Genomic DNA, 22,174 nt, shown 5'->3' on the forward strand with positions numbered 1-22,174 from the left:
TGCTTTCCTCATTTCAGTTCGATGATCGTCACACCGTGTCCGCCTTCACCTTGACCACCTAACCGATGACCTTTGACGTGACGATGACCTTTCAAGAATTCTTGGACACCTTGTCGCATCGCTCCCGTACCCAGGCCATGAATGACACGGATGTGGTCGTAATTCGATAACAAGGCTTGGTCCATGAAGCGTTCGAGCTTCGACAACCCTTCTTCGACACGCACGCCACGTAAATCCAGTTCAGCCGAAGGTGTCGATTGTTTCGTCACACTCGTTCCACCAGAGCGCCCTTTCGTTTGTGGACGTTTTGGTGTACTGCCAATCTTCGCGAGATCTTCCGGTTTGACGTTCACCTTCATGATGCCGACTTGGACGGTATACTCGCCGTTCGCCTGGTGGTTGATAATGTAGCCTTTTTGATTGAATGTCGTGACTTTAACTTCTTCGCCTTTATCAAATCGCGGCGTTTGGTCGTATTTTGCTTTTACTTTAGCTATCCGCTTCTCTTGCAGACTCGGCTTCGCGTCTTCGAGTCGCTTCCGCGCCTCGATCAGTTCATGCTCTTTGACGGCACCAGCGTCTCGTAATTCCTTCAGACGTTTGATGACGCCTTCTGCTTCTTTTTGAGCGCGTTCGACCGCACGTGTTGCTTTTTCTTCCGCTTTTGCCAGAATTTCGTTTTTCTCTTCCTGGATCTCAGCTTGTTCTTGCTCGAACTGCTCTCTCTCTTCGACAAGTCGTTTTTTCTCTTCTAACAACTGTGCCTCTAACGTTTCAGCCCGCTGTTTCGCTTCTTCTAATCGTTCGATCATCGTCTCGACAGACTGTGCGTCGCTACCGATCTGACCACGTGCCGCGTCGATGATCCGGTCTTCGAGTCCAAGACGTTTTGAAATCTCGAACGCATTCGAGCGTCCAGGTACACCGATGAGTAAGCGATAGGTCGGACTGAGTGATTCGACATCGAATTCCATCGACGCATTGACGACCCCTTCTCGGTTATAGCCGTACGCTTTTAATTCTGAATAGTGCGTCGTCGCTGCCACACGTGCTCCGCGTCGCTTCACTTCATCAAGAATCGCGATTGCTAGGGCAGCCCCTTCTGTCGGATCCGTTCCCGCACCTAACTCATCGAACAGTACTAGACTCATAAAATCGATTTTTTCCATCATTGAGACGATGTTCGTCATGTGTGAACTAAACGTCGATAAGTTTTGTTCAATCGACTGTTCATCCCCGATATCGGCATAAATCGCATCAAAGACACTGAGCTCCGTCTCATCTGCAGCTGGCACGTATAGTCCCGATTGCACCATCAATTGCAAAAGACCGATCGTCTTTAAGGTAACTGTTTTACCGCCGGTGTTCGGACCGGTGATGACGAGTGACGTAAAATCCCCACCCAGTGATACGGTAATTGGTACGACTTCCTCTTTCGGGATGAACGGATGCCGTGCTTCCTTCAGAATGATATGGCGGTTTTCGTTCAAGCGTGGCTCGACCGCTCCAATCTGATGACCGTATAATGCTTTCGCCATGATGAAATCAAGTTCTGCTAATACATCCAGATTGATGCGTAGCGAATCACCAACGCTACCGACAAGTGCCGATAGTTGTGCAAGAATTCGTTCGATTTCCGCCCGTTCTTTCAAACGTGCTTCTTGAATTTCGTTGTTCGCAGAGACGACAGCTTGCGGTTCGATGAACAACGTTGCTCCAGAAGCGGACTGATCATGGACGATTCCGCCGAACGCTTGACGATATTCTTGTTTGACCGGTACACAATAACGATCGTTTCGCATCGTCACGATGGCGTCAGACAGCATCTTCGCTTTACTACGTAAGACGTTATCGATTTTTGAACGAACTTGTCCTTCGAGCGAGCGTAACTGACTGCGTAACGCTCGTAATTTATCACTCGCTGAGTCTTGGACAGTCCCTTGATCGTCGATGGCATGGCGAATCCCCTGTTCGATCTCGACGAGCTTCGTGATTTGCTCGATTCGACTATCAAGGCGCGGTAATCGTAGATCCGCATGGTCTTCGTGTAGCCGTTCTTGGAACGCCTTCACTTGACGTCCCGAGTAGACGACGTCTGCGACGGCTAGAAGTTCACTCGTCGAGAGGACAGAGCCAATCTCTGCCCGTTTGACTTCACTTCGGACGTCCGTCAATCCACCGAACGGATAACGGTCACGCAACCGGTAGACCGTCGTTGCTTCCGTCGTGACAGCTAACAGTTCCTTGACCTGCTCGAAGTCTTCCGCCGGACGCATTGCCCGGACGAACTGTGCTCCGAGTGAACTAGCCGTGAAGGCGAGCATGTTTTCTTTTAACTTCTCATATTCTAAAACGCGTAATGCGTTGGCATTCATTTAATCCACTCCTAAACGTTTTCGACCGAAGAATTCGAGTGCTTCTTCAGCAGACCACGTATTGATGACATCAGACGCCTCCAAATAAGCTTTACGAGCATGGAGGACTCCAAGTTTCATATCTTCTAACATTTCTGGTCGGTGTGTATCCGTATTAATTAAAATCTTCACGCCGGCAGCCTTCGCTTTCGCAAGCGAACTTGCCGTTAAATCAAAACGTGCTGGATTCGCGTTCATCTCAAGCGCTGTTCCTGTCTCCGCTGCTAGTTCGATCAATCGATCGACATTGACGGCGTATCCTTCTCGTCTTCCAATGATTCGTCCCGTCGGATGAGCAATCAAGGAAACATAAGGATTACGACAAGCATTCTCGAGCCGCTGCATGATCTCTTCTTCCGTCTGATCGAACTTCGAGTGGATCGAGGCGATGACATAGTCCATTTCTTTTAAGAACTCATCTTCATAATCAAGTGATCCATCGGGCAAGATATCCATCTCGACACCACATAAAATTGTCATATCGGGATGTTTCTCGCGTGCCGCTTCGATTTCAATACGTTGTGCACGCAGACGTTCTTCCGTTAATCCATTGACGAATTTCATATATTTACTATGATCCGTGATCGCCATCCATGTATATCCGCGTGCAGCACAGGCATCGACTAGTTCTTCAACAGACAACGTACCATCTGACCATGTCGTATGCATATGCACATCGGCTTGAATATCTTGTTCCGTCAAGAGACGTGATAAATCTTGCTCGAATTCATGACGTCCCGCTCGTAATTCAGGCGCGATGAACGGTAAATCATATCGCGCAAACAATTCTTCTTCTGTGTTCGGTTGCACTAATCCTTGCTCGGTCTCGACACCATATTCAGAAATACTCTCTCCTCGCTCTTTTGCGAGTTGGCGCATCCGGACGTTGTGATCCTTCGAACCCGTAAAGTGATGTAATGTGGATGCATACGCCGCATCATCCACGATTCGGAAATCAACCGCGATATAATGAACGTCTCGTTTTAAGATGAGCGATACTTTCGTGCTGCCAGCTGCGATGACTTCATCGATGAGCGACAGTTCTAGAAGCTGCTCCTTGATTCGTTCCGGTTCATCCGTTGAGAGAATGAAATCAAGGTCCTTACACGTCTCTTCTGCTCGACGGAAACTTCCTCCAACTTCAAAACGAATGATTGCCTCAAACGATGCAAGTGTCTGATTCAATTCAGCGACGATCTTTCGCATGACACCATATGGTAATCGCTCCGGTCGTGTTTCAAACGTTTCAAGCGCTTTAACGTACTTCTCGACCGTCTTCTTGCCGAATCCAGGCATCGTTTCGACTGTACCATCTGCTAATTTCTCTGCAAAGGAATCTGCATCAATGACGCCGACTTCATGCAGTTTAGCGAGCTTTTTCCCACCAAGACCCGGAATCTTCAATAAGGCGATCAATCCTTCTGGCACTTCTTGTTCGAGTTCTGTCAGTGCCGTGCTCGTTCCCGTTTCCCGATATTCCTCTAGAACAGCAGCCGTTCCTTTTCCGATCCCCTTCATCGCCGTGAAATCCTCGATCGCCATGAAGTCAGCATCGGATGCTTCGAGAATACTTGCTGCTTTCCGAAAAGCATTAATCTTAAATGGATTTTCCCCTTTGACCTCTAGGTAGACCGATATCCGTTCCAAATGACGCATCGCATCTTGAATCGTACGCATGTGCAGTTCTCCCCTCAAAAAAAGCTCCCAATCGTGGGAGCCTGTTTATTTTATCAATCCAACTTGATCCATCAGCCAGTTCGCAAGAAGCGGGGTGTGCTGGATAATGAAGCTTGCTAAACTCGAGTCCGCGATCGCATCCTGTATCGATTGGATTGGAACGAATGCCGCTAAGAACAAGAGCAGGAAGATGAAGATGTACATCTCGATGAAACCAAAGACGCCACCTAATAACCCTTTGACTTGTTTTAGAATCGGGACATTCGTCAACGAATCAAACATCGACAATAAGATCGATAAGATGATTTTTGTACCGAAGAACAGGACGACGAACCAAAAGGCTTTGTAGAACACCTCATCGAGTCGTGCTGAACTTGGAATCGCGAACATCGTCAAATCGATTCCCGCATCATCCAGTGTAGACGGATATGGTACCCACAATCGGAATTTCGTAGCCAGTTCCTCATAGAACGACAGTGCAACAATGAAGGAAATGATCAGGCTGAGCAAATGACCGGCCTGCAACACAACTCCCCTTCGGACCCCTGTCATGACACCTAAGGCGAGAAGTAATAAGATAACGAGAGAAATCATAGTTTATAGTTCACCCAAATTCTTTTTAATTTTTACATAATCACTACCAATATTAAGCGCCGCTAGGACGGCGATTTGACGAACGTCGAGTTGTGGTGCTTGTTCTCGGATTTCTCGAATCTTCGTATCTACGAGGAGACCCACTTCGCGTACGTGTTCTGGCGACTCCGTTCCGACAATCGTATAATCATTGCCTGCGATATGAATCGTCGTCCGGTTCAACCCTTCTGAATCAGCCATTTTTCTGTCCTCCTCATACTTTGCTTCTTTCATATAGTACCATCATTTTCGTTTTAGGAAAAGAAGTCCCCCATCGGTCTTAAGGATGGTATGCTTAATCCCGGAAAGGGAGGTTATCCTATGGGAACGACCGTTTTACGCTTATCTAAAGAAAAACAGGACTTAGTCATACAGAACTTCAAACAGAACGAGACGAAGTCTCCTCCGTATGCCCGTTTTGCTGCTAAGATTCCTGGTTGTGTCATCACGATTTATAATTCTGGAAAAGTGATGTTTCAAGGACCGCAAGCCGAAGCTATCGCTACACGTTTCGGTACGGCTTCGCCTACTAAGTCGAAAGAACCACTTGTTTCAACGTTACCGAATGGTTTTTCGGAATGGTCCGTCGTTGGTAGTGACGAAGTCGGGAAAGGCGATTTCTTCGGTCCACTCGTTGTCGCCGCTTCCTTTGTTGATCGAAAGCAGATCGCACTTCTTCACGAACTCGGTGTCCGAGACTCCAAACATTTGAACGATATCGAGATTCGTCGAATTGCTCGCGATCTCCATGCTGTCATTCCGTACACATATCGTATTCTACATAATCCAGAATACAATCAGATGCAACGGTCGATGACTCAAGGAAAGATGACTGCCCTGATGCATAATGATGTAATCGAGCGGCTTCTTGACCAACTGGAGACGAAACCAGAAGCGATTTTAATTGATCAGTTCGCCGAAAAAAGTGTCTATTATAAACACCTATCTGGTGTTATGAATCCTGTTCGAGAAAATGTCTACTTCTCGACTAAAGCGGAACAACTTCATGTCGCCGTCGCTGCTTCATCCATCATCGCTCGTGCGATTTTTCTCAAGGAAATGGACAAGTTAAGTGAGTCAACAGGTGTCGTCATTCCTAAAGGTGCTGGCGCCAAGGTTGACCAAGTCGCGGCTTCACTGATTTTACGTTATGGCTCTGACAAACTGCGTGACTGGACGAAAGCTCATTTTGCGAATACAAAAAAGGCACAACAATTAGCTACGAAACGAAACCGACCATGACCCTTGCGGAATGGTCGGTTTTTAAATGACGGATTCTCCTTCAGACAGCCGTTCTAGTTCCGCAAGCAGTATATGTTTTTCATTAAAAGGAATCGTTTTAGTTCCGATTCGTTCCACCTCATCATGCCCTTTTCCGACAATGACGACGCGTTGTCCTCGATGTGCGAGATGCGCGGCTTGTACGAGTGCTTCATGACGAGACGTGTGACACCCAATTAACCGCTCTTTCGGAACATCAACAATTAACTCATCGATGATCTGATTCGGAGCCTCTGATCTCGCATCATGAACAGTTGCTATGATATGTTCGCAATATTTACTTGCGATTCGTCCCATCTCCGCTCGTTTTGATCGGTCACGCTCTCCAGCTGCACTCAAGACAATCGATAGCGACTCGCCTATATAAGTAAGTGCCTGTAAACATTTTTCTAGACCATCTGGGGTATGCGCATAATCGAGATAGATTTCGCAAGAAGTCCATTCCAATCGTTCAAGTCGTCCTTTCGGTAACTCCAGTTCTGGAATATGACGAATCAGTGCATACAGATTGGCATTGCCTGCCCGCAATAATCCCATTGCTGCCGCTAAATTCGCTGCATTGAATTCACCAAGTAAAGCTGTCGGTACACGTGTCGTCGTCTCATCGATCCGGACATTGATGGTGTCGGTCAGCCATTCGACTGCGATTTGTGACGTCCGGTGTGGTTGCGTCGTATACCAAATAACTGGTTGCAAAGGTGCGGCATCTCGCATGACACGACTCCAACCGTCTTCTCGATTTAAGACGATGGTCTGTCCGTTTGACGCAGCAACTTGTTGAAATAACAAAGCTTTCGTCTTGGCGTACTCTTCCATCGAATGATGATAATCAAGATGATCATGCGATAAATTCGTAAAGGCTGCCGAATGGAAGGAAACTCCCTCGACTCTCCCTTCAGCGAGCGCATGAGAAGACACTTCAATAATACAATCCGTCACGCCTTGTTCAACCATCTCGAACAATAATCGATGCAAAATGATCGCTTCGGGCGTCGTATTTGGCGTCTCGATGAGTTCTTCATCGATCCGTGCACCGACCGTGCTGATCATGCCGGCTTTCACACCAGTCGCCCGAAAGAGATCGTACGCTAATTTCGTTGTCGTCGTTTTTCCGTTCGTTCCTGTTACACCATAAACACGCATTTTTTGACTCGGTTGGTTGTAAAAGCGATTCGCGACTTGACCTGCAAGTCGTTTTGTATCCGGTACGATGATGATAGGAACTGGAAAGTCGGGAAACGGGCGTTCAGCCAAAATTGCCACAGCTCCATTTTTGATTGCTTGATTGATATAATCGTGACCATCAACGGTGTAACCGTTGATACAAATAAACAGTCCATTCGGTTTGATTTGACGTGAATCGGTGGCGATATTCGTGATCAATGGATTGATTGCTTCATTTATAGGAATTGGCAATAATTCAGTCAGAAGCTTCGCTAGTCGATTCATGATGTACTCTTCCTTTCTTCTCTCTATGTCCAAATAGTACAGTCAACTTATCGTAAGAGTAAGCACTCGATGTTTTAAGTTGAACAAATACCCTTTTACGGAACATACCCCGTTCGAGCATTGCTTAATCTTTTTCATTTAAGAACCTCATTCCTGTTAATACATGCAAGAAGTTTTTTCATCTTGCACCTCTCACCCAGCTTTGATACACTCTTAAGGTTAACTAGTTAACTAAAGGAGAAATAAAAATGCTTTATACCCAAGAAGATGTCCTCGGACAATTATCCAAAGTATCACGTCTCGTCAAACGAGAAGTTGATGCTACCTTAGCTCCATATTCCTTACATACGGGTCAATGGGCGCTATTGAAAGCAGTTGCGTTATTACAACCTGTTTCACAAGTTCAATTGGCACATTATTTGATCATCGAAAAACCAGCTGTGACAAAAACCGTTTCACGTCTTGAGACACTCGGATTCATCACTCGAACGAAAGAAGGACGAACACACTTCGTCTCGTTGACACCTTTAGCCATCGAACGGTTCGACCAAATCGACGCTGCTGTCCAAGAGACACATCAACGATTACTTGCCACCTTCCCCCTTACCGATCAGCAACAACTCGGTGAATGGATGACACACTTACTCACTCTACATCGACAGGAGGAATCCTCATGACCACTCGATTATTTTCACGTCATTACGTCATGACGTTGGTCATCAATCTATTGCTCTTCATCACGTTTTACCTACTCAATGCCTCACTGCCTTTACTGGCTGCTAAGCAGTTTCCAGTCTCTGCTTCAGCACTCGGATGGATTGTGACTAGCTTCATCCTGGCAACGGTCTGTTCTCGTCCATTGATTGGTCACTGGTTGGATCGTTACGATTTAAAGCGCGTCTTGATGATCTCTGCGACTCTCTTTACAATGATGAGCATTTGTTACCTGCTCGTCCTACCACTGGAATCATTCTTCTATTTGATCATCATCCGTATCATTCATGGTTTTAGTTTTGGGATGTTGTCTTCTTCAATCAGTCTCGCTGTCACGACATTGATCCCAAAAACACGTCAAGGCGAAGGTATGGGATATTTTGTACTATCGATGAACTTGGCATCCGTTCTTGGTCCTGTCATCGGTCTAACCTTTATTCAAGAAAAAGCCTTTGCTCTTTATTTCGTCACGGTTGCTGCCCTAGCCATCATCGCCTTATTGTTAATGATGCGTTTGCCACTAACAAGCCAACATATTCCAAGCACATCCGCATTTCGTTTAAGCCAGTCTCTCTTTTTATCGCGTCCACTTTTGTTAGTAGCGACCCTTTTGGCAGGCGTTGCAATTTCTAGTACTTCAGCGTTCATTTCACTGTATACGGACTCGATCGGACATGTGGCATATGCTTCTTATTTTTATGCGTTAGTTGCTCTTGGAATGGTCGGGATTCGACCAATTGCCGGAAAACTGTTCGACCAGCGGGGTGCCGCATTCGTGTTATTGCCATCGTTTGTTCTTTATATGATTGGCTTTGTCATTCTCGGCATGTATCCTTCTTTTGCCGGTTTATTGACTGCTGCCGTCATCATTGGTGTCGGTTCGGCGTCTATCTTCCCGGGTCTTCAAACCGTTCTCTTGAATTTCGCACCTCCCGCACAGAAAGGGAAAGCCATCTCGACCTTTTTCCTTGCTTACGACACGGGCTTCGGAATCGGTGCCTTGATTCTCGCCACAGTCGCAAGCGGTATCGGCTATTCGAATATGTTCTTATCCTGTAGTCTAATCGTTCTCGTAAGTGGTCTACTGTACTTTATCTTTACGAAACGACAAGCTACATCATCTGAAGCAGAAGAACTAGCTTCTTAAATCTATCTCGTCAAACGAAAACAGCCACCTTCCTCTAAGAGGAAAGCGGCTGTTTTTTTTATTCTGATTATGCACGAAGTTCCGCATTGAAAGTTTCTTTCACTGCATCAACGACTCGCTGTTGCGCTGTCGTAATCTCTTCGTCGACGAGCGTCCGTTCTTTGTTTTGGTAACGAAGAGAGAAGGCGAACGATTTTTCATGTTCTCCAACGTTCTCTCCCGTATAGACATCGAATAATTCGATTGCCTGTAGAAGTGGACCGGCCGCCTCCGTCATGACATCGACGATTGATTGTGCCGTCACTGATCGCTCAACGACGATTGCTAAGTCACGTGTCATCGATGGGAACCGTGAGATTTCCGAGTAGACCTGTTCTTCCTTCGAACGCAATGCCATTGCCTCTAACTCGAAGACGTACACTTCTTTTATACCATACTGTTCTTTTGACAGACCAGGATGCACTTGACCGACGAATCCGATTGCTTCTCCATCAAGCAGAATACGTGCCGTCCGCCCTGGGTGCATCGATGGAATGCTCGCTGCCTCAAACGTCAACGTGATACCAGAAGCAGATGCGAGTGTCTCGACGATTCCTTTCATGACGAAGAAATCTGTTTTAACAAGTGTGCCATGAGCACGGTGTTGTTCTGATACACCAACTGCGACGCCACCAATCATTTCTTGTTCGATTGGAAGTGTCTCAAGTGAAGCATCTCGTTGTAGATAAACACTACCGAGTTCATAGAACGCGACATCTGCATGCTGTCGAGCGACGTTATGTTGTGCGACTTCAAGGAGTCCCGGAATGAGTGATGTCCGCAATGTCGAACGTGCTTCACTGATTGGCATCGCCAGTTTGACTGGATGCAGATCTTCCCGTTCATTGAATTGCATCGCGCGTTGCTCGCTCGTCAATGAATACGTGATCGCTTGTGAGAGACCCGCTCCCTGCAATGTCCGACGTAAATGACGACGATGGATGTTCCGTTTTGGTAAGAAACCACGGCTCGCTTCAGACGGTAAGCTTGAAGTCAGTGCATCATATCCATAGAGACGTGCGACCTCTTCCGCTAAATCAGCCGGAATTTTCAAATCTTGGCGGCGAGTCGGTACGCTGACCGTCAAGGCATCCCCCGATAATTCAACACCGAGACCAAGACGTTCGAGTAACGTTTGCATGACCGTTCCTTCAATTTCCATACCAAGACGATGATTGATGTACGAGACACTCGCTTCAATCAAATGATCGTCAAGCTCGAGCGTTCCGGCTTGAGCGACACCGGCTTGAACCGTTCCACCCGAGAGTTCAGCAATCAAAGCTGCAGCACGATCGAGTGCTAACAAGACACGACGTGGATCGACACCTTTTTCAAAACGCGCACTCGAGTCAGAACGGAGTCCAAGAACACGGCTCGTCTTCCGGACAGAAATCGGTGCGAAATAAGCAGACTCTAAAATGATCGATGTCGTATTACCGTCCACTTCGGTATTTGCTCCACCCATGACTCCAGCAAGCGCGACCGGGCGTTCACCGTCTGTGATGACGAGCATCGAAGAATCAAGTGTCCGCTCGACTTCGTCTAACGTCGTGAATGACTCCCCTGCACGTGCTAGACGCACGACGATTTGTTTCCCGAGTTTTTCGGCATCGAATGAATGAAGCGGCTGACCTGTTTCAAGTAAAACGAAGTTCGTGACGTCGACGACGTTGTTGATCGGACGAATGCCGTTCGCGATCAAGCGGTTTTTTAACCAAGTCGGTGATTCTTGAATCGTCACCCCTTGGATTTCTCGTGCCGCGTAGAACGAGCAGTCTTCTGAATCAAGCGTCACTTCTACTGTCGTCGCTGGCTCTGCTTCTTTGACTTCAACGACCGGGAAAGTCGGTGTCGTGTCATAAAGCGCGGCCACTTCGTGTGCGACACCATACATGCTGAGACAGTCCGAACGGTTCGGTGTTAAGCCAAGTTCGAGGATTTCGTCGCGAAGACCGAGTAATTCCAAGACGTCTTGTCCTGGTGTGACCGGTTCACGGAACGTATGGATACCATCTTGCTCATCTTCTCGGATATATTTCTTTTCGAATCCGAGTTCTTCAAGTGAACAGATCATCCCTTCCGAGACGACACCGCGCAATTTGGCACGTTTGATTTTAATACCCGGTAAGCGAGCTCCGACGCGTGCGACGATGACATCTTGTCCGGCTTCGACGTTCGGTGCACCACATACGATTTGGACCGGTTCGTCTTGTCCGATGTCGACCGTCGTGACGTTCAATTTATCTGCTTCTGGATGTTTTTCTTTCGTTAACACACGTCCGACGACGATGTTGTTTAACGCTTCATCCCGGACATCGACGCCTTCGACTTCGATTCCACTCTTAGTAATCAAATCAGCCAGGTCTTGTCCTGATGTATGACTGACATCCACATATTCGTTCAACCATTGTTTTGAGACTAACATCTGCGTTCCCCCTTAAAACTGTTCGCTGAAGCGAACGTCATTCGTATAGAAGTGGCGAATATCATCGACACCGTATTTCAACATGGCAATCCGTTCGATGCCCATTCCGAATGCAAAACCTGACATTTTCGTGCTATCATATTCGGCCATTTCGAGAACGTGAGGATGAACCATTCCAGCACCTAGAATTTCAATCCAACCCGTCTGTTTACAGATGTTGCATCCTTTACCGCCACATTTGAAACACGAAACGTCGACTTCGACGGACGGCTCCGTGAACGGGAAGAAACTTGGACGTAAGCGGACTTCACGTGCTTCACCGAACATCTGCTTCGCGAAGGCTTCAAGCGTTCCTTTTAAGTCTGCCATCGAAATCGATTCTCCGACGACTAGTCCTTCGACTTGCATGAATTGATGCGAGTGAGTCGCATCATCTTCGTCTCGACGATAGACTTTACCTGGGCAAAGAATGCGGATCGGTTCACCTTTAGAAGCGAGCATCGTCCGTGCTTGGACCGGCGACGTATGCGTTCGCATCAAGATTTCTTCCGTGATGTAGAATGAATCTTGCATATCACGTGCTGGGTGATCCTTCGGCAGATTCAACATCTCGAAGTTGAAAAGATCTTGCTCGACTTCTGGTCCTTCGGCAATCGTATAACCGAGTCCGACGAAGATGTCTTCGATCTCATCCGTCACCTGTTGCAAGAGGTGCGCATGACCGACCTTTTTCGGACGACCTGGTAAAGTGACGTCAATTGCTTCCGCTGCCAGTTTCGCATCCATTTCTTGTTGTTTGACAGCTGTCAGACGTTGTTCGAGTTGCTCTTGGATCGCTTGACGGACCGTATTAGCGATCTCACCGACGACTGGTCGTTCTTCCGCTGATAACTTTCCCATTCCTCGTAATACTTCTGTGATTGGTCCCTTTTTCCCGAGATACTTGACTCGGACGTCATTAAGATCTTTTTGTGTTGTTGCCTGATCGACTAATGTCAACGCTTCATCGCGTAATGCTTCTAATTGCTCGCGCATCTTTCCCACTCCTTTAGTTGAAGATATAAAAAAAACGTCCCTCCGGCAAATGCCGAAGGGACGATGTAAACACCGTGGTACCACCCTTGTTTGACTTTTCAATCGAAAAGTCCTCCAATTGCGCGATAACGGGCGCATCCCGTCACGATCTCTCGTGCGACTCCGGAGTGAATTCGGTTAGCAGATTCACGAAGCAGTTTTCAGTCTACGACCGCTTCTCCCTGATTGAATCGTTCCCTAACGTACTCTGTTCCATCAACGTCCATGATGTATTCCTGATGTTCACTTTAGCATGAACGCTTGTCGGTTTCAATCCACGCTTGCAAAATGATAGAGCAAAATGCCAGCCGCTACTGCCGCATTCAATGACTCCGCTTTACCGCGGATCGGGATGTAGGCACGCTCATCACAGTAAGAGAGCAATTCTGGCGCAACGCCTTGTGCTTCGTTCCCGATGATCAAACCGAGTGCATCCATCGGTGCGATCGTTTGATAAGACGTCGCTCCTTCTAACGCCGTGCCGATTACCGCAATTCCTTGCTCGTGCAGTGCATTGACTGCCTCTTCGAGCGGCATGGAGATGACAGGTAGGTGGAACAGCGATCCTTGGGTCGCACGGATGACTTTTCCGTTATAGACGTCAACTGTTCCCGGTCCGACGACGACACCATCGAATCCAGCTGCGTCAGCTGTCCGAATCATCGTCCCGACGTTCCCTGGATCTTGTAGACGATCGAGCAACAAATAGCGTCCTCGTTCTAATTGTGCCGAAGCTTGTTTCATCTCACAGACAGCGAAGATGCCTTGCGACGTTTCCGTCTCAGCCAGTACTTTGATGACGGCTTCATCGATCGTAAAGACATCGGCATTTCTTTTCCAAGAACCTGGTACTTGGTACGATTCACGCACGATCAATTCCTTGACGATTCCAGCGCGAACAGCTTCTTCAATCAGATGTTCTCCTTCGATCAAGAAACGGTTCGTCTGCAGACGTCCTTTTTTCGTTAAGAGTTTTTTCCATTGTTTAACGATTTCGTTCTTTGCTGATGCGATGTGCTTCATTATGTTATTACCCCTCGTAGATCGCTTGGACGGTCTCTGCATCAAGACGTTTTGTGACAGCAACGACTAAATCGACGGCCGCTTCGAAATCGGCTTTATGCATGATTGAGACGTTCGTGTGCAGGTAACGAATCGGTACAGTCAATGCAAGTGATGGAACACCTGTATTAGACAAATGGAATTTCGCTGCATCCGTTCCGCCACCTGGCGTTAAGTCCAGTTGATACTTGATATTTTCTTCTGTTGCGACTTTCGTCACGAAATCGATCAATCCGCGATGCGCGATCATCGTTGCATCGAACATGATGACTTGAACGCCTTCACCTAATTTAGACAATGCTTCACGATCGGTCATTCCTGGTGTATCACCCGGGATACCTGTATCGACAGCAAAGGCGATTGATGGTTTCAGCAGGTGTGCGACGGTTTGAGCCCCACGTAACCCGACTTCTTCCTGAACAGTCGCTCCTGCGAAAATCGTGTTCGGATGTCCGTCTGCTTTTAAGCGTTTGATTGCTTCGATTGCGATAGCACAACCAATCCGGTTGTCCCACGCTTTTGCCATCAAGAAGTTCTCATTTTTCATCACAGTAAATTCGCAATGTGGAACGACCGTATCACCCGGACGAATTCCCCAACCGTCGACTTCTTCTTTTGATGAAGCACCGATATCGATGAACATATCTTTAATGTCGACCGGCTTATTGCGCGCTTCCGGTGGTAAAACATGAGGTGGTTTTGCCCCGATTACGCCTGGAATGACTTCACCAGATGACGTCACAATATTCATACGCTGTGCCAAGAGGACTTGTCCCCACCAACCACCGAGTGGTTGGAAACGAAGGAATCCTTTTTCATCGATCTTCGTGACCATGAATCCGACTTCATCCATGTGACCAGCAATCAATACACGCGGTGCATCTTCGCCTGCGCCTTTATGTTCAGCAAACAGACTACCGAGACCATCCTGGTGGAATGCTTCTGCATGAGGTTCTAAATATTCACGCATGAGGCTCCGGACTTCTTTTTCGTTTCCCGGTACACCTGTTGCGTCCGTGAGACGTTTTAGCATATGTAATTGTTCATTCATCTGATTTCCTCCTTAGTAACCGTTGTCTTGTCGCACATGGTTTGCTTCATTTTTAGAAATGTAAGCCTTGAAAATCATATCCTGTGTAAAGCCTAGTGTAGCACCTAATGCAAGGTATGCACCAATCAGAACATCATAACTTTGTTCCGTCCGCGAGATCGCAAAAACGTTCGTTTTGTTATAGACGTCTAAAAAAGCATCTGTTGCTGTCAAATAGAAGTCACCTTCTGTAAAATGACTCTTCTTGTACTCAAGCGCTAGACCTAGTGAGAGTAGAAAATGGACGCCATCGACATATTCCTCAAGAATTGTGACTTGAGCGGATGGTCCCTTGTTCGACCAGAACTTAAAGCAACGTGTCTCGTTCGCAAGTTCACCGAGTTCGACCAATAAGGCAAGCAGACGCTCGTCGAATTGATTGCCTGTTAATTGATGTTCTGACTGAATCCGTTTATCCAACTGTTCTTGCATCTCAAAAAGTGTCAACCAATCCATCTTTAATTCTCCTTCTATCTAAAAAAATCATATGACCGTCTCATCGACGTGCCTTCTTATTTTATCATTAAATCGAAAAAAACGTCGGAGAATTAAATTCCCCGACGAATTGTAGAACTTAAGCGTTCAATTTTGCTTTTGCTGTGTCAGCAAGTGAAGCAAATGCAGTTGCATCTGTAACTGCGAGGTCAGCGAGCATCTTACGGTTAACGTCGATACCTGCTAATTTAAGACCATGCATCATGCGGCTGTAAGAAAGACCGTTGATACGTGCTGCCGCATTGATCCGAGTGATCCAGAGGCGACGGAAGTCACGTTTCTTTTGACGACGGTCACGGTAAGCGTACATGAGAGATTTCATGACTTGCTGTTTCGCAACCTTGAAGAGTGTATGTTTCGAGCCGTAGTAGCCCTTAGCTAATTTGAGTTGTTTTTTACGACGTTGACGAGTCGTATATCCGCCTTTTACGCGTGGCATATAAATTCCCTCCTAAATCTGTATACGATTGGATAAATTACTTCGCGATCATGTGACGGATGCGTTTGAAGTCACCCGTAGATACCATGCTAGCTTTACGTAATTTACGTTTCGCTTTTGTTGATTTGTTACCGAACAAGTGGCTTGTGTAAGCACGACCACGTTTCAATTTGCCAGAAGCAGTACGTTTGAAACGTTTAGAAGCACCGCGGTGCGATTTCATTTTAGGCATGAGAGATTCCCTCCTACTTCGATTCGATTAGTCTTCTTTCTTAGGAGCAAGCACGAGGAACATGCTGCGTCCTTCCATCTTCGGTCTCTGTTCCACAACACCGAACTCACTTAAATCCGTTGCGAGGCGTTCGAGAACGCGTCTACCGATTTCCGAGTGAGTGATGGCACGACCGCGGAAACGAATACTCGCTTTCACTTTGTTACCATTCTCCAAGAATTTCTTCGCATTACGGAATTTCGTTTGGAAGTCGTTCTCCTCGATCGTCGGGCTAAGACGAACTTCTTTCATCTGAATCACTTTCTGATTCTTCCGAGTTTCTTTGTCCTTCTTTTGCATCTCGAAACGGTATTTACCGTAGTCCATGATCTTACAAACTGGCGGTGTCGCTTGTGGAGCGACCATGACGAGGTCAAGTTCCGCTTCCTCTGCGAGACGTAGCGCTTCGTTGCGTGATTGGACACCTAGTTGAGCACCATCCGCTCCGATAAGACGAACTTCCCGGGCACGGATGCTTTCATTGATTAACAGATCTTTGCTAATGGTTAGCACCTCCATCGTGCATTGCACGAAAAATGAATGATAGAAAACGCTATAAAAAAAGCGTCGGCAGTTTTTCCCGCCCACACTCATAAGGAACGCCAAGGCACAGCATTTGCTATACATTGCGTATCTTCATGATGAACCAGTACGAGTTATCATACATGGTGAGAAGCGGGATGCTTCTGCTTTGTTGTCATTTCACTTTGCTATCATAGCACTTGTTTTCCCGTGATGTCAAGCCGCTTTCTATGTTCTTACAGAACGTTGCTCACATACTTGATTATAATAGCAATCCTTTTACGGATAAGCAAGAAGTTTCTAACCTGTTTTTCACGGGTACATTCATAACATGAAAAAAGATTCAGAACATTCGCAAGCAAAACTGTTTATTTAGAATGATTATTGTTTTATAATTAATTTAATCTTACATAAAGGGGAGAATAACAGATGACTGAAAAACGATTAACGACCAATCAAGGTGTACCAATCGGAGACAACCAGAATTCACGTACGGCTGGACGTCGCGGACCAACTTTATTAGAAGACTATCAATTAATTGAAAAGATGGCCCATTTCGATCGGGAACGTGTACCTGAGCGCGTCGTACATGCTCGTGGCTTTGGTGCTCACGGTGTCTTCACTGTCAAAAATTCGATGAAAAAGTACACGAAAGCTGCGTTTTTACAAGAAGAAGGGACAGAAGTTCCTGTTTTCGCCCGCTTCTCGACTGTTATTCACGGCACGCATTCTCCAGAGACGCTCCGCGATCCACGTGGATTCTCTGTCAAGTTCTATACAGAAGAAGGAAACTGGGATTTCGTTGGGAACAACCTTCCTGTCTTCTTCATTCGTGACGCCATGAAATTCCCGGATATGGTCCATTCTCTCAAACCAGATCCACGCACGAATATTCAAGATCCTGACCGTTACTGGGACTTCATGACACTTCGTCCGGAATCGACGAACATGCTCATGCACCTTTTCACGGATGAGGGTATTCCTGCAAGCTACCGTAAAATGCGTGGTTCTTCCGTTCACTCGTTCAAATGGGTGAATGCACACGGTAATACGGTTTATGTGAAACTACGCTGGGTACCAAAAGCTGGTGTTCATAATCTCTCAGCTGAAGAAGCAACAGAGATTCAAGGAAAAGATTTCAACCATGCTTCAAACGATACGTTCCAAGCGATTGAAGATGGCGATTACCCGGAATGGGATCTGTTCGTACAGGTACTTGATCCGGCTGACGTCGATCAGTTCGATTTCGATCCGCTCGACGCGACAAAAGATTGGTTTGAGGATGTCATTCCGTTCCAACACGTTGGTACAATGACATTGAACAAAAATGTCGACAACTACTTCGCTGAAACAGAATCGGTTGGTTTTAACCCAGGTGTCTTGATTCCAGGGATGTTGCCATCTGAAGATAAGTTACTACAAGGTCGCTTGTTCTCTTACTCAGATACACAACGCTACCGTATTGGCACGAATTATCAACAACTTCCAATCAACTGTCCGTTTGCACAAGTGAACAACTACCAACGTGACGGTGCAATGCCGGTCGGTCAGCAAACGAGTCCGGTCAATTACGAACCGAACCGTTATCAAGAAGAACCAAAAGAAACACCCGAGTATACGGAAGAAAATCAACCGTTGCTTGATGATAAACACGGTCGTCTCGAAATCGAGAAGACGAATAACTTTGGTCAAGCCGGAGAAGTATACCGTCGCCTGACAGAAGAAGAGCAAGCAGCTCTTCTGAAAAACCTCGTCAACGACCTTCAGCAAGTCCGTCATGAAAATACGGTCCTGCTCGCAATCTGTAACTTCTATCGTGCTGATGCATCACTCGGTCAGAAGCTATCAGAAGCGCTTCAAGTCAATATCGAACCGTTCCTGCAACAAATGCGTTCATAACGCAAAACGAGCACCCTCGACACTAGTCTTGGGTGCTTGTTTGTGTCTTAGTATGGAATAAAATCGTAACGCTCTGCCGTTTTATACGTGAACTCGTTCAGTTTTTTGAATAAGACGATTTGATCGAGTCCAACCTGCTTGACCGTATTTTGTTGCATGTACCGTTTTTGATCTGCTGTAAACGTATTATAGATTGGAGCATATCCGTTACTTTGGAACGGTTGCATTTGAATCGCGCGATCCGCGTCTTCCAATCGATTGTAGCGAATTGTCCCTCCGACAACTCCTCTACCGAGAATCGTCATCGCTTTTCCATCTGCTCGATGCACGTTTCGGATCGTATTGTAGCGGACCGTTGGATTCTTCCAGTTCATCATCGAAATCGCATAATCCTTCGTTCCGTCAATCGTGTTTTTTTCAATCCGGACATTCGTGTGTAATTTGTTTTCCGTGTATTGATGTGTGCCGATTGCCACATTGATGTTACGGAATAAGTTATTACGAATCGTGATATCTTCATTTGGAGTACCATCTTGATTCGACCACTTCCAGTTGAAACCCTTCGTGATTGGATCTGGGGTATCGAGATTAATCGATTCATTCGGACCTGTATTCGGTATCATGACGGCATCGACGAATTTCATGTTTTCGATGACTGCCTTCTTCGTTGCATCAAGTTCCATCGCATGTGAACCCTTTTGATTCCGTACCGTAATACCGCCGATGTACAAATTTTGATTATGGGCAATAGCGAAAGCCGAACCACGCGCATATTGATTCAAGTCGATCTGTGCATTCCCCTTACCGACGAGTTTAACATTCTGGGAACCGTTATATTTGCCAACTTTTTTATTCAGACGTAAAACAGATGGCGCAACGAAATCAAAGACACTCGTCGTCGAACTAATCTTTGTCGTCCCTGTCTCTGTCGTCTTTTTGATGATGACACCATCCTCTAGGATCACCGTCGTATTGGACGGGATACCAACACGTAACGGGGACAGATACGTTCCCTTTGTTAGAACGAGGGTGCCTCCCCCTTCTTTTTCAAGTCGTTCCAAATAAGAACGCATCGTATAATGATTGCGTGTCTTTGCATTATAGGTCGTATATTTACGGATTGCTGGGTCAATCGCTTCTGTTTTTGGTGTAATCCGGTATGTTTTTTTAATCGTTGTCGCCTTCGCTTCGCTCGGATGAATACCGATTAAAAGTGAAGAAGCGATGAATACAGCGAGAGTTGTTTTCTTCAATCTGTAACTTCCTTCCCATTCTTCAAAACATTTCATCCACTGAAGGTTTATTATAGCATTTATCCAATTAAAGGAAAAATGACATTTGGTCATTTTAGATAGATTCAGTTGGATGTTCTACCTGTTTCATCGGTATGAAATTGGTTTCTTTCAAGCATCCCATCACAAAAACAATCCGCCCTACATCAGCAGGGCGGATTGTTTTTGTATACATGAATTATTTTGAACGATTTGCGATTTCTTGCTCTAAATCTGCAATGAATTGTTCGAGTGATGCATTACTCGAGTCTTTTGAACCGTAACGACGAATGTTGACTTCGCGTGATTCAACTTCTTTGTCACCTAAAACGAGCATGACCGGTACTTTATTGACTTGTGCTTCACGAATACGATAACCGAGTTTCTCGTCACGGAAATCTGTTTCGACGCGGATTCCCTTTTTCAACAGGATCGCTTTGATTTCACGAGCATAGTCTTCATGAACACCAGAAACCGGAATCAATTTCACCTGAACGGGTGCGAGCCATGTTGGGAATGCGCCTTTGTATTCTTCGATCAAGTAAGCAACGAATCGTTCCATCGTTGATACGACACCTCGGTGTAAGACGACTGGACGGTGATCTTGTCCGTCGTTCCCTTTGTATGTCAATTCGAATCGCTCTGGTAAGAGGAAGTCGAGTTGGACTGTTGAGAGCGTCTCATCTTTACCAAGCGCTGTCCGAACTTGAACGTCAAGCTTTGGTCCGTAGAATGCGGCTTCGCCTTCTGCTTCGAAGTATTCGAGTTCGAGCTCATCCATTGTTTCTTTCAACTCACGTTGCGCCATTTCCCAGATCGCATCGTTGTCGAAGTACTTCTCTTTGTCCGCTGGGTCACGGTATGAAAGACGGAACTTGTAATCTGTGATCCCGAAATCAGCATAGACTTCTTGAATGAGATGAACGATAGCTTTAAACTCATCTTTCATTTGGTCAGGACGGACGAACGTATGTCCATCGTTAAGAACCATGTAACGAACACGTTGAAGACCAGTCAAGGCACCAGACATTTCGTAACGGTGCATGCCACCAAGCTCCGCGACACGAAGTGGTAAATCACGGTACGAACGTGGTTCGTTCTTATAGACCATCATATGGTGTGGACAGTTCATCGGGCGAAGAACAAGTTCTTCATTGTCCATCTCCATTTTCGGGAACATGTCATCTTGATAGTGATCCCAGTGCCCCGATGTCTTGTATAGATCGACTGAACCGAGGACCGGTGTATAGACGTGCTCATACCCAAGTTCGAGTTCTTTATCGACGATATAACGCTCGACTGTCCGACGGATCGCTGCTCCTTTTGGTAACCACATCGGAAGTCCTTGACCGACTTCTTGAGAAGTGAAGAATAAACCAAGTTCCTTCCCGAGTTTCCGGTGATCCCGTTCTTTTGCTTCAGCGAGGAAGTGGAGGTGTTGTTTCAACTGATCTTTTGTTGCCCATGCTGTACCGTAAATCCGTTGTAACATCTTGTTTTTCGAATCACCACGCCAGTAAGCACCAGCAATGCTCATCAATTTGAAGACTTGTAGCTTCGCTGTCGCTGGAACGTGTGGTCCACGGCAGAGATCGAAGAATTCGCCTTGACGGTAAATCGTCAAATCCTGATCAGCAGGAATCGACTCGATCAATTCAATCTTCAACGGATCATTGAGTTCTTTATAGATGGCGAGTGCCTCGTCACGCGAGACGACTTCTCGTTCGATCGGCAAGTTTTCACCGGCGATTTTATTCATCATCTTCTCGATTTCTGGAAGGTCCTCTTCTGTCAGACGACGTTCCATATCGATGTCATAGTAAAAACCATTCTCGATTGTCGGTCCAATTCCAAGATGAATCGTTTCATCCGGATACAGACGTTTGATGGCTTGTGCCATCAAATGAGCTGATGAGTGACGAATCAAGTCGAGCCCTTCTTCTGAATCCGGCATGATCAATTCAATTGTACCGTCCTCTTCGATTGGACGACGGTAATCGATGGCGTGCCCGTTCAATTTAGCAGCAAAGGCTTTTTTACGAAGACCTGGGCTGATCGAAGCTGCCACTTCTTCAGCTGTCGTGCCGGCTGCAAATTCCTTTACGGCGCCGTCTGGAAATGTAAGTGCGATGTTTGACATGACTGTTTCCCCCTTTTACAAAATAAAAAAGACTCATCCCTAAAAAGGGACGAGTCTTAATCTCGTGGTACCACCCTCGTTCCCGGACCATGCACTGGTTCGGCTCGAACACGCGTTAACGGGCGTGAGGCG

General features: G+C 46.5%; 19 protein-coding genes. 4 read left to right on the top strand and 15 right to left on the bottom strand.

Annotated features, from left to right (window positions below; translation table 11 throughout):
• Positions 1 to 8 precede the first annotated feature (8 nt).
• Genes B3S86_RS09690 through zapA form a run of 4 tightly spaced genes read right to left on the bottom strand, consistent with a single transcriptional unit; the run spans position 9 to position 4,925 of the window.
• On the bottom strand, positions 9 to 2,375 hold the full coding sequence (locus B3S86_RS09690) for an endonuclease MutS2 (protein WP_290751923.1): 2,367 nt from the start codon (positions 2,373 to 2,375) through the stop codon (positions 9 to 11).
• A complete protein-coding gene (polX, locus tag B3S86_RS09695) occupies positions 2,376 to 4,091 on the bottom strand; it encodes a DNA polymerase/3'-5' exonuclease PolX (protein ID WP_290751926.1) in 1,716 nt (571 codons plus the stop codon).
• Between the two features lie 45 nt (positions 4,092 to 4,136).
• Positions 4,137 to 4,685, bottom strand: a complete 549-nt coding sequence (locus tag B3S86_RS09700; protein WP_035406349.1) for a CvpA family protein — start codon at positions 4,683 to 4,685, stop codon at positions 4,137 to 4,139.
• Positions 4,686 to 4,688: 3 nt separating this feature from the next.
• Positions 4,689 to 4,925 (bottom strand): cell division protein ZapA, encoded by a 237-nt coding sequence (zapA, locus tag B3S86_RS09705; protein ID WP_029342308.1) that lies wholly within the window; start codon positions 4,923 to 4,925, stop codon positions 4,689 to 4,691.
• A gap of 120 nt (positions 4,926 to 5,045) precedes the next feature.
• Between zapA and rnhC the strand changes: the two genes are divergently transcribed.
• Positions 5,046 to 5,966, top strand: a complete 921-nt coding sequence (gene rnhC / locus B3S86_RS09710) for a ribonuclease HIII (RefSeq protein ID WP_290751929.1) — start codon at positions 5,046 to 5,048, stop codon at positions 5,964 to 5,966.
• Between the two features lie 21 nt (positions 5,967 to 5,987).
• Here rnhC and B3S86_RS09715 read toward each other — a convergent pair whose 3' ends face one another.
• Positions 5,988 to 7,454 (bottom strand): UDP-N-acetylmuramoyl-L-alanyl-D-glutamate--2,6-diaminopimelate ligase, encoded by a 1,467-nt coding sequence (locus B3S86_RS09715; RefSeq protein ID WP_290751932.1) that lies wholly within the window; start codon positions 7,452 to 7,454, stop codon positions 5,988 to 5,990.
• Positions 7,455 to 7,702: 248 nt separating this feature from the next.
• Here B3S86_RS09715 and B3S86_RS09720 point away from each other — a divergent pair, with 248 nt between their 5' ends.
• The gene (locus tag B3S86_RS09720; RefSeq protein WP_035406341.1) at positions 7,703 to 8,131 is read left to right on the top strand and encodes a MarR family winged helix-turn-helix transcriptional regulator; all 429 of its coding nucleotides are present in this window, start codon (positions 7,703 to 7,705) and stop codon (positions 8,129 to 8,131) included.
• Positions 8,128 to 9,315: an MFS transporter gene (locus tag B3S86_RS09725; protein ID WP_035406338.1), complete on the top strand. Its 1,188-nt coding sequence runs from the start codon at positions 8,128 to 8,130 to the stop codon at positions 9,313 to 9,315. The genes B3S86_RS09720 and B3S86_RS09725 overlap by 4 nt, the downstream gene beginning before the upstream one ends.
• 67 nt (positions 9,316 to 9,382) lie before the next feature.
• Here B3S86_RS09725 and pheT read toward each other — a convergent pair whose 3' ends face one another.
• The 8 genes from pheT to infC all read right to left on the bottom strand — a co-directional run bounded on the left by pheT (position 9,383) and on the right by infC (position 16,729).
• Positions 9,383 to 11,779, bottom strand: coding sequence for a phenylalanine--tRNA ligase subunit beta (pheT, locus tag B3S86_RS09730; protein ID WP_290751939.1), 2,397 nt, complete (start codon positions 11,777 to 11,779; stop codon positions 9,383 to 9,385).
• Between the two features lie 12 nt (positions 11,780 to 11,791).
• Positions 11,792 to 12,814 carry a phenylalanine--tRNA ligase subunit alpha gene (pheS, locus tag B3S86_RS09735; RefSeq protein WP_035396564.1) on the bottom strand — a complete coding sequence of 341 codons (1,023 nt, stop codon included), beginning with the start codon at positions 12,812 to 12,814 and terminating at the stop codon, positions 11,792 to 11,794.
• Positions 12,815 to 13,123: 309 nt separating this feature from the next.
• Positions 13,124 to 13,876: a TrmH family RNA methyltransferase gene (locus B3S86_RS09740; RefSeq protein WP_050677644.1), complete on the bottom strand. Its 753-nt coding sequence runs from the start codon at positions 13,874 to 13,876 to the stop codon at positions 13,124 to 13,126.
• A 7-nt stretch (positions 13,877 to 13,883) separates the two neighbouring features.
• Entirely contained in the window at positions 13,884 to 14,966 is a 1,083-nt protein-coding gene (locus B3S86_RS09745; RefSeq protein ID WP_029342316.1) for a M42 family metallopeptidase, read from the bottom strand.
• Between the two features lie 12 nt (positions 14,967 to 14,978).
• Positions 14,979 to 15,461 carry a dUTP diphosphatase gene (locus B3S86_RS09750; protein ID WP_035406331.1) on the bottom strand — a complete coding sequence of 161 codons (483 nt, stop codon included), beginning with the start codon at positions 15,459 to 15,461 and terminating at the stop codon, positions 14,979 to 14,981.
• Between the two features lie 118 nt (positions 15,462 to 15,579).
• A complete protein-coding gene (gene rplT / locus B3S86_RS09755) occupies positions 15,580 to 15,939 on the bottom strand; it encodes a 50S ribosomal protein L20 (RefSeq protein ID WP_012371057.1) in 360 nt (119 codons plus the stop codon).
• A 37-nt stretch (positions 15,940 to 15,976) separates the two neighbouring features.
• Complete coding sequence (rpmI, locus tag B3S86_RS09760) at positions 15,977 to 16,171, bottom strand: 50S ribosomal protein L35 (RefSeq protein WP_023469015.1); 195 nt, start codon at positions 16,169 to 16,171, stop codon at positions 15,977 to 15,979.
• A 27-nt stretch (positions 16,172 to 16,198) separates the two neighbouring features.
• Complete coding sequence (infC, locus tag B3S86_RS09765) at positions 16,199 to 16,729, bottom strand: translation initiation factor IF-3 (RefSeq protein WP_035406328.1); 531 nt, start codon at positions 16,727 to 16,729, stop codon at positions 16,199 to 16,201.
• A 432-nt stretch (positions 16,730 to 17,161) separates the two neighbouring features.
• Here infC and B3S86_RS09770 point away from each other — a divergent pair, with 432 nt between their 5' ends.
• A complete protein-coding gene (locus tag B3S86_RS09770) occupies positions 17,162 to 18,631 on the top strand; it encodes a catalase (RefSeq protein WP_035406325.1) in 1,470 nt (489 codons plus the stop codon).
• 47 nt (positions 18,632 to 18,678) lie between these two features.
• Here the strand turns inward: B3S86_RS09770 and B3S86_RS09775 are convergent, their stop codons facing one another.
• Entirely contained in the window at positions 18,679 to 19,884 is a 1,206-nt protein-coding gene (locus B3S86_RS09775; RefSeq protein ID WP_290751950.1) for a right-handed parallel beta-helix repeat-containing protein, read from the bottom strand.
• A 217-nt stretch (positions 19,885 to 20,101) separates the two neighbouring features.
• On the bottom strand, positions 20,102 to 22,042 hold the full coding sequence (gene thrS, locus B3S86_RS09780; protein ID WP_035406322.1) for a threonine--tRNA ligase: 1,941 nt from the start codon (positions 22,040 to 22,042) through the stop codon (positions 20,102 to 20,104).
• Between the last annotated feature and the right edge of the window lie 132 nt (positions 22,043 to 22,174).

Source organism: Exiguobacterium sp. UBA3968, assembly GCF_002385115.1.
Taxonomy (GTDB): domain Bacteria; phylum Bacillota; class Bacilli; order Exiguobacteriales; family Exiguobacteriaceae; genus Exiguobacterium_A.

What these genes read in the sequence shown, in the direction of transcription:
- rpmI (WP_023469015.1), bottom strand. Translation starts at nt 16,171, where the DNA reads ATGCCTAAAATGAAATCGCACCGCGGTGCTTCTAAACGTTTCAAACGT.
- B3S86_RS09750 (WP_035406331.1), bottom strand. Translation starts at nt 15,461, where the DNA reads ATGGATTGGTTGACACTTTTTGAGATGCAAGAACAGTTGGATAAACGG.
- B3S86_RS09700 (WP_035406349.1), bottom strand. Translation starts at nt 4,685, where the DNA reads ATGATTTCTCTCGTTATCTTATTACTTCTCGCCTTAGGTGTCATGACA.
- B3S86_RS09720 (WP_035406341.1), top strand. Translation starts at nt 7,703, where the DNA reads ATGCTTTATACCCAAGAAGATGTCCTCGGACAATTATCCAAAGTATCA.
- infC (WP_035406328.1), bottom strand. Translation starts at nt 16,729, where the DNA reads ATGGAGGTGCTAACCATTAGCAAAGATCTGTTAATCAATGAAAGCATC.
- thrS (WP_035406322.1), bottom strand. Translation starts at nt 22,042, where the DNA reads ATGTCAAACATCGCACTTACATTTCCAGACGGCGCCGTAAAGGAATTT.
- polX (WP_290751926.1), bottom strand. Translation starts at nt 4,091, where the DNA reads ATGCGTACGATTCAAGATGCGATGCGTCATTTGGAACGGATATCGGTC.
- zapA (WP_029342308.1), bottom strand. Translation starts at nt 4,925, where the DNA reads ATGGCTGATTCAGAAGGGTTGAACCGGACGACGATTCATATCGCAGGC.
- pheS (WP_035396564.1), bottom strand. Translation starts at nt 12,814, where the DNA reads ATGCGCGAGCAATTAGAAGCATTACGCGATGAAGCGTTGACATTAGTC.
- rnhC (WP_290751929.1), top strand. Translation starts at nt 5,046, where the DNA reads ATGGGAACGACCGTTTTACGCTTATCTAAAGAAAAACAGGACTTAGTC.
- rplT (WP_012371057.1), bottom strand. Translation starts at nt 15,939, where the DNA reads ATGCCACGCGTAAAAGGCGGATATACGACTCGTCAACGTCGTAAAAAA.
- pheT (WP_290751939.1), bottom strand. Translation starts at nt 11,779, where the DNA reads ATGTTAGTCTCAAAACAATGGTTGAACGAATATGTGGATGTCAGTCAT.
- B3S86_RS09770 (WP_035406325.1), top strand. Translation starts at nt 17,162, where the DNA reads ATGACTGAAAAACGATTAACGACCAATCAAGGTGTACCAATCGGAGAC.
- B3S86_RS09745 (WP_029342316.1), bottom strand. Translation starts at nt 14,966, where the DNA reads ATGAATGAACAATTACATATGCTAAAACGTCTCACGGACGCAACAGGT.
- B3S86_RS09740 (WP_050677644.1), bottom strand. Translation starts at nt 13,876, where the DNA reads ATGAAGCACATCGCATCAGCAAAGAACGAAATCGTTAAACAATGGAAA.
- B3S86_RS09725 (WP_035406338.1), top strand. Translation starts at nt 8,128, where the DNA reads ATGACCACTCGATTATTTTCACGTCATTACGTCATGACGTTGGTCATC.
- B3S86_RS09690 (WP_290751923.1), bottom strand. Translation starts at nt 2,375, where the DNA reads ATGAATGCCAACGCATTACGCGTTTTAGAATATGAGAAGTTAAAAGAA.
- B3S86_RS09715 (WP_290751932.1), bottom strand. Translation starts at nt 7,454, where the DNA reads ATGAATCGACTAGCGAAGCTTCTGACTGAATTATTGCCAATTCCTATA.